General features: G+C 72.7%; 3 protein-coding genes and 2 tRNA genes. 1 reads left to right on the top strand and 4 read right to left on the bottom strand.

Annotation, left to right across the window (positions count from 1 at the left end):
• Positions 1-148: 148 nt before the first annotated feature.
• A tRNA-Arg gene (locus AOK11_RS31470) sits at positions 149-221 on the bottom strand.
• A 190-nt stretch (positions 222-411) separates the two neighbouring features.
• Positions 412-502: transfer RNA gene (locus AOK11_RS31465), tRNA-Ser, on the bottom strand.
• A 438-nt stretch (positions 503-940) separates the two neighbouring features.
• On the opposite strand from AOK11_RS31465, the gene AOK11_RS31460 reads away from it, so the two are divergent.
• The gene (locus AOK11_RS31460; RefSeq protein WP_079035208.1) at positions 941-5,707 is read left to right on the top strand and encodes a PAS domain-containing protein; all 4,767 of its coding nucleotides are present in this window, start codon (positions 941-943) and stop codon (positions 5,705-5,707) included.
• A gap of 133 nt (positions 5,708-5,840) precedes the next feature.
• On the opposite strand, the gene AOK11_RS31455 is transcribed toward AOK11_RS31460, so the two are convergent.
• A complete protein-coding gene (locus tag AOK11_RS31455; protein WP_055597099.1) occupies positions 5,841-7,496 on the bottom strand; it encodes a long-chain fatty acid--CoA ligase in 1,656 nt (551 codons plus the stop codon).
• Positions 7,497-7,632: 136 nt separating this feature from the next.
• On the bottom strand, positions 7,633-8,042 hold a 410-nt coding region (locus AOK11_RS31450), incomplete at its 5' end, for a SigE family RNA polymerase sigma factor (protein ID WP_055597097.1).

Here is an 8,042-nt window from a genome sequence, read left to right as displayed (position 1 = left end):
CCCGACCCCGACCCCGCCCGCTCCCGTCCCGTGCAGGGTCCACCGTCAGGGCGAGCTCACGCGCGAAGCCACGGGACCGGACCTCGGCCCGTCCCCTTCTCACACGGAAAGAGCCCCGCCGGTTCAACCGGCGGGGCTCTCGTCTCTGTGCACTCGGCAGGATTCGAACCTGCAACCTTCTGATCCGTAGTCAGATGCTCTATCCGTTAAGCTACGAGTGCCTGTTTTTCAGTTTTCTCGCCGCTCCCGGCCCTTTGCGGGCTCGCTCGCGGCGACAGGAAGAACATTACATGACCGCCGCCGCCATGTGAAATCCGTTTGCCCCACCCCTTGCGACCTGCGGAAACGGCGGCGGAAGGCCGGGTATGCGGCGAAGCCCCGACCGAGTGGGCCGGGGCTTCGCAATCGGTGCGGAGGCGGAGGGATTTGAACCCTCGATGGGCTTTAAGGCCCAAACCGCATTAGCAGTGCGGCGCCATAGACCGGACTAGGCGACGCCTCCGTGCACAACCTTCCGCGCGCGAGCGCGGTTCAAGTGGTGCGTGCCGATGATGACACAGCCGTGCGTGGTGTCACCAATCGCCCCCTACGGTACTAGGCACGACGCCCGCAGAGCAAAGTCCTTCCGACGGCGCGTGGCGGACCCGTCGTCGCCTCACCCCAAGGACGTACGGGCGTACGACCAGCACAGTGGGGGTGGGCCGGGCGGGGCCGGGACCGCGTGGAGGTCCCGCAACGGTTCCGGCCGTGGCGGGGCGGGCCACGACCGGTGTCGGCCGGCGGCGGCGTCACAGCACCGTCACGTTACGTGCGACCTCGGTCTCATCCGGCGTCGCGAGCGCAACCCCAACCCTTAGACTCCCTCCGGTGACACGTTGAGGGCCGGTCGACAAGACGGCCCGACCGGTCGGCACGTCGCGGAACAGGAAGGAAGCGTCTCGTGAGCAGCAGGCCATCCCGAGGCACTGCTCGCCTCGCAGCCATACTGGACGCGCTTCCCGACGCCTTGTTGCTGGTCAACGCCAACGGGACCGTCGTCAACGCCAACACCATCGCCCTCGAGGCCTTCGAGACTCCGGGCACCGCTCTGGTGGGGCGCGGGCTGCTCGACCTGTTGCCGGAGTTCGACTCCAAGCTCATCCCCGGCTCCATGCGCCGGCCCGACCACATCGACCCGCGGGCCCGTACCAAGCCGACGCGGATGGTCGCCCGGCGGACCGACGGGGTCGAGTTCCCGGTCGAGGTCACCAGTGCGAATCTGGAGACCGGTCAGCAGGCCTACGACACTTACGGCTACACCGGCGACGAACTGCTGATGCTCGTCGTACGCGATCTGTCCGGCACCGTGGACACCGAGGCCGAGCTGGCGCGTTCGCAACGGCAGACCGAGATGATCCTGCGGGCCGCCGCCGAGGGCGTCGTCGGGACGGACACCGACGGGCGGATCGTCCTCGTCAACCCGGCCGCCGCCCAGATACTGGGCTACCGGGCCAGCGACCTCGGCGGGCGGGAGCTGCACACCCTCGTCCTCCACTCACGCGCCGACGGCTCCCCCTTCCCCTACGACGAGTCCCCGCTCGCCGACACCCTGCGCTCCGGACGCAAGCACCGGGTACGCGGCCAGGTGCTGTACTCCAAGAGCAACGACAAGGTGTCGGTCGACCTGACGACCGCGCCGGTGCGCGACGGCGACCAGCTCGTCGGCGCCGTCATGACCTTCACCGACCGGCGTCCCTACGACACGCTCGTCAAGGAGAAGGAAGAGGCCGAGCGGCAGCACGCCGAGCAACTGGAGCGGATCGCCGAGGAGCACGCCTCCGAGCTCACCGCCCTGCGCCAGGAGCAGGTCCGTGAGCTGGAGGAACTGCGCGAGGCGCACACCGAGGAACTCGCCGCGAACGAGGAGCGGTACGCCGCGCTCGGCGAGCGGGAGAAGGACCGCTTCGAGGCCCTCGCCGGCCGGCACGAGCAGTTGCTGACCCTGCTCGGGCAGTCGCTGCGGGGCCCGCTGGAGGAACTGCGCCACGACCTGGCCGCACTGGCCGCCGACGACGCCGGGCAGCTGTGGCCGGAGGCCAACCAGGTGCTCCACCACCTGTCGGCCGGCTACTCCCGGATCACCACCCTCATCGACAACGTCCTCGGCTTCCAGCGGCTCGACGCCGGAACGGGCGGCATCACTCGTACGAAGGCGATGCTCGACGCCGTCGTCGCCGCCGGTGTCGACGGGGCCGTGGAACTCATCGGGCCGGGCCGGGTCCAGTTCGCCGTGCACGCGCCGCCCATCGAGGCCGAGGTCGACTCGCGGCTGCTCGCCACCGCCCTCGCGCACCTCGTCGCGGATGTCGCGGGTGTCGACGCCACCGGCAGCAGTCCCGTGTCGGTGGGCGGTTACCTGGACAACACGGTCGTGGTCGCGGCGGCACAGCGCGGCGAGGTCGTACGGATCGAGGTGCGCGGACCGTACAGCGGCGGCGATCCGGTGCACGAGCCGATCGTGCGCGGGATCGTACGGGCGCACGGAGGTGTGCTGCAGACGCACGAGGTGCCGGGCATGAGCGGCAGCGCGTTCGTCCTCGAGGTGCCCATCGGGGCCGGTGCGGGTGCCGTCGCCGCAGCTCAGGCGACCTCCCAGCTCGCACTGCCCGCCGGAGTGCCGACAGGTGGGGCACCAGGCGAGGCATCAGTGCCGGAAGCGGTGCCGGCCGAGGAGGCCGCCGCTGCCGCGGGCGGTCAGCAGGGTTCCGGCGGCGGACGGCGAAGGGCCCGGCGCTCCTCGGTGGACGCCTTCCTGGAGAGCGAGGTGCCGGGGCCTGACGACGGTGCCGGGGCCGGTGCGGAGACCGCGGCGCCCACCGGACGGCGCAGGCGTCGGGCGGCCGCGGTGGCCGCGGAGCCCGTGCAGGTTCCGGCTCAGGCGTCCGGTGAGGACGCGGTGGCGGTGTCCGGCGGGACCGGACGGCGGCGCGGACGGCCTGCCGAGGGCGCGGAGGCCGCTGCCTCTGCCGCCCCGGGTGCGGTCACCGGTGCGCTCGGCTCCGGAGGCGGGGTGTCCGAGGGGGCCGTTGTCACGGCCGCCGAGTCCGCGGCGGGGTCCGCCGCCTCGAACACCGGGCTGGGCGGGACCGTACCGCCGCAGGGCGTACCCGTCCCGGCGGGGGGGCAGCGTGCCCGGCAGGTTTCCGGTGAGCAGCACGCCCTGCCGCCCGCACTGCCGGCGGTGGGCAGTGGGGACGGAACGGCCGGTGCCTCCCAGGGACAGGGCCGGGATCAGACTTCGGGACAACAGGGCCAGACGCAGGAGCAGGGGCAGCAGGCCCAGACGACCGGGCGGCGCCGGCGTGCGCTGGCGGCGGCCACCGAGCGGGCGGCGGCGCAGGAGGCCGCGCCCCGTACGGTGTTCGCCCTGCCGCCCGCCGAGGCGGACCAGGAAGAACAGGCCGAGGCCGTCGAGGCGGTCGGTGCAGTTGGTGCGGTCGGTGCGGTCGGACAGGGCCAGGCGCAGGGCTCGGCGCCCTTGGTGATGCCCGGACCGGCCGCTGCCGGTGACGCGCTGATCGACGGGGGGCGCCATGACGCCGTCCCGCACGACCAGTCCGACGACCACACCCCTCCGCAGCCTCATCCCACCAGCGCCCCGACGGGCCGCCGCCGGCGGGCCGCCGCCCAGGGCACGGCCCCTTCGCCGGTGCAGGCCGCTCAGGTCCGGGCCCAAACCCAAGTGCAGGCACCGGCACAGGTCCAGGTTCCGGGGGGTGCGGCCGGAGGTGCCGCTCAGCCGGTTCCCGTACCGGTGGCGCCGGTGCCGGGGGCCGTCCCGGAGGGTGCTCCCGTACCGCCGCAGGGAACGGCCCTTCCGTCGGCCGTTCCGCCGCAGGGCGTGGCCGGGCAGGGACAGCTGCCTCAGGCACAGGTGCCGGCACCTGCACCGGCGGCCCACGATCAGCTTCAGCCGGCCCCTGCCGGACAGCAGTTGCCCCGGTCGGCAGTGCTGCCGCCCGCTGCGCAGGCGCAGGCTCAGCCCGTCGCTCCGGTGGCTGAACAGCCCGCTTCCGTGGCCCAGCCGCTGCCCGCCGAGGCCATGCCCGGTCAGGGGAATCCGATCCAGGGGACTCCGACCCAGGGCACTCCGTCCGCGCAGCAGCCGTGGCCCGCCGCCGGTGACGCCTCCGGCGCCGGAGCTCCCGTACCGCCGCAGGGTGCTCCCGTTCCGCCGAACGGCATGCCGATGCCGATGCCCGCGCCGGCCACCCCGCTGCCTCCCGAGAACGCGGCGGTACCCCCGCAACGGGTCGCTCAGCCGCTCCCCGTCGAGACGTCGGCTCCGGTGGCTCCCTCGGCTCCGGCGGTCCCGTCGGCTCCCTCAGCTCCCTCAGCTCCCTCAGCTCCCTCAGCTCCCTCAGCTCCGGTGGACCCGAACTCGACCCAGGGGCGTGCGTTCAGCGTGCGCACGCTGGGGCAGGGTGTGCCGTTCACCCGGCAGGCCGCCCAGGTCCAGCAGCCGCTGCCGTCGGCCACGCCTCCCCCGCACCAGCCGGGCGGCTCGGGCCGCCGCCGCAAGCTCGGTACGCCCCCCGACCCGGCCGCGGGCCAGGAGCAGGGCACGCACCCGCACGCGACGGCCGGCTCCGCCCTCACTCAGCGGCAGGCCCAGGCAGCGACCCAGGCCCCTGCCCGCGCCCAGGCACCCGCACGGCCCCAGGTGCCCGCACAGAGCCCACCGCCCCAGCAGTCCCCGCCGCAACCCTCGTCGCAGCCCCAGGCACAGCCCCAGCCTCAGGCGCAGCACTCGATCGCCGGCCAGTCGGGGCAGCCTGGTCAGCCGGGTCAGTCGCGGCTCGGGCCGACGACCGAGGGAACCGGGCGCTCGTACGCGATAGGGGCGCCGGACGCGGACGCGGCCGAGGGACCCGAGCCGCTGGACGGTCCGGGTGGGGCCGTCGAGGTGGCGGACCCTCCGCGTCCGCAGCCGATGGACGACGAACTGCCGCCGGAGCCCCTGGACAACCCGCGCCGGCTGCTGGTGTGGCCCGCGCCGGACGCCGCCACGCAGCAGGCGTTGAGCGACCGCGGCTACCGGCCGGTGATCGTGCACTCGCGCGAGGAGGTCGACGCCCAGATCGCGGCGTTCCCCGCCGCGCTGTTCGTGGACCCGCTGACCGGGCCGATCACCCGTACGGCGCTCCAGTCGCTGCGGACGGCGGCGGTGGCCGCCGAGGTGCCGGTGCTCGTCACGGCCGGGCTGGGGCAGGCATCGCGTGATGCCGCCTACGGCGCCGACCCCGCCGTCCTGCTGAAGGCCCTCGCGCCGCGGGACAGCGAGCAGCATCCGCCGCGGGTGCTGCTGATCGAGGAGCACGCGGAGATCGCGCTCGCGCTGACCGGGACGCTGGAACGGCGGGGAATGCAGGTGGCCCGGGCCGCCGGCGACGCGGACGCCGTGACGCTCGCGGGGCAGTTCCGGCCGAACCTGGTGGTGATGGACCTGATGCAGGTACGCCGTCAGCAGGCCGGGATCGTGGACTGGCTGCGGGCGAACGGGCAGCTCACCCGCACGCCGCTCGTCGTCTACACCGCCACCGTCGACCAGGGGGACCTGCCGCGGCTGGCCTCCGGCGAGACGGTGCTGTTCCTCGCGGAGCGCTCCACGAGCGACGAGGTGCAGGACAGAATCGTCGACCTGCTGGCCCGCATCGGCACCAACTGAGCCGCGCCGCGTCCGTACCGAGGGAACCGCGCCTCCGGGCACACGACGGCGCCCCGCGTACGCCGGCCTGGTGACCGGCGTACGCGGGGCGCGTCACAACACGTCACAACACGTCGGAGGGCATCGGAGCGGGTCAGAGCCGGGTGATGTTCAGCGTGCCCTCGGCGTACTGCCGGCGCAGCACCTTCTTGTCGAACTTGCCGACGCTCGTCTTCGGCACCGACTCGATCACCGTCCAGCGTTCGGGCAGCTGCCACTTGGCGATCCTGCCCTCGCCGGCGAGGAAGTCGCGCAGGGTGTCGAAGTCGGCGGTCGAGCCCTCCCTGAGGACGACCGTGGCCAGCGGGCGCTCGCCCCACTTGTCGTCCGGGACCGCGACGACAGCGGCCTCGGCGACGTCCGGGTGGGACATCAGGGCGTTCTCCAGCTCGACGGAGGAGATCCACTCGCCGCCGGACTTGATGACGTCCTTGGCCCGGTCGGTGAGGGTGAGGAAGCCGTCGGAGGAGATCGTGCCGACGTCGCCGGTCTTCAGCCAGCCGTCCTCACTGAACTTGTCGGCGGGCCGCAGGGGTTCGGCGTCGGTGCCGTTGTAGTAGGCGCCGGCGATCCAGGGGCCGCGCACCTCCAGCTCGCCCGCGGACTCGCCGTCCCAGGGAAGTCGTTCGCCGCCGGGGCCGGTGAGCCGGGCCTCGACACCGGCCGGGAAGCGGCCCTGGGTCAGACGGTAGGCGAACTCCTCGTCGGTGCCCACGGCGTGGGCCGGCGGGCGGGCGACGGTGCCGAGGGGGGAGGTCTCCGTCATGCCCCAGGCGTGGCAGACCCGCATGCCGAGTTCGTCGAACGCCTCCATCAGGGAGGGCGGACAGGCCGAGCCGCCGATGGTGACCTGGGTGAGGGAGGAGACGTCACGCGGCTTGGCCAGCAGTTCGGCCAGCAGTCCCTGCCAGATGGTGGGAACGGCGGCGGCGTGGGTCGGACGCTCGCTTTCGATCATCTCGGCGAGCGGCACGGGCTGCAGGAAGCGGTCCGGCATCAGCATGTTGACGCCGGTCATGAAGGTGGCGTGCGGCAGGCCCCAGGCGTTGACGTGGAACTGGGGGACCACGACCAGCGAGGTGTCCTCTTCGGTCAGGCCCATCGACTGGGCCATGTTGACCTGCATCGAGTGCAGGTAGATCGAACGGTGGCTGTAGACCACGCCCTTGGGGTCCCCGGTCGTGCCCGAGGTGTAGCACATGGCGGCCGCGGCCCGTTCGTCCAGCTCGGGCCAGTCGTAGGCGGTCGGCTTCCCGGCGATCAGGTCCTCGTACTCGTGCACCCGCACCTGTGCCTGCGCCGCGGCGTCGGTCAGCGCGGAGCGGTCCCCGGCTCCGGACACGACGACGTGCTCGAGCGACTTCAGGTGCGGCAGCAGGGGGGCGAGCAGCGGGATCAGCGAACCGTTGACCAGGACCACCCGGTCGGCGGCGTGGTCGACGATCCACACGAGCTGCTCGGGCGGGAGGCGGAGGTTCAGGGTGTGGAGCACCGCGCCCATGGAGGGGATCGCGAAGTACGCCTCGACATGCTCGGCGTTGTTCCACATGAGGGTGGCCACGCGCTCGTCGCCGGACACCCCGAGGTCCTCGCGCAGCGCGTGCGCCAGCTGCGCCGCGCGGGTGCCGATCTCCGCGTAGGAACGGCGGTGCGGCTCGCCGTCGCCGGTCCAGGTGGTCACCTGTGACGTGCCGTGGATCGTCGATCCGTGGGCCAGGATCCTCGAGATCAGCAGCGGTACGTCCTGCATCGTGCTCAGCACGGCGTCCTCCCGGGCGACATTGCCTACGCGGCGGTAACGGATGTGCTGATTCTGCGCACATACCGCGCGGTATGTCACTAGAGGAACGGATGATCGATCACGTATCGCGAAATGACGTTTCGGATCAGGATCGGACAAGCCCCAGCTCAGCGTCGTCCCGCAACTTGCCGAGCGCTCGCGACACGGCCGACTTCACCGTACCCACCGATACGCCCAGCACCTCGGCCGTCTGGACCTCGCTGAGGTCCTCGTAGTACCGCAGGACGACCATGGCGCGCTGTCGCGCGGGCAGCCGCATGATCGCCCGCCACATCGCGTCGCGCAGCGCCTGCTGCTCGGCCGGGTCGTCGGCGGCGTGCACCGGGTCCGGCTCGGGCAGCTCCTCGCAGGCGAACTCGTCCACCTTGCGCTTGCGCCACTGCGACGTCCGGGTGTTCAGCAGCGCCCGGCGCACATAGCCGTCGAGCGCGCGATGGTCCTCGATACGCTCCCAGGCGACATACGTCTTGGCGAGCGCGGTCTGCAGCAGGTCCT

Origin of the sequence: Streptomyces hirsutus (assembly GCF_001418415.1) — a bacterium.
Classification (GTDB): domain Bacteria; phylum Actinomycetota; class Actinomycetes; order Streptomycetales; family Streptomycetaceae; genus Streptomyces; species Streptomyces hirsutus.
Note: the sequence above shows the minus strand (reverse complement) of the source record. Positions and strands in the feature narration are given on the sequence as shown.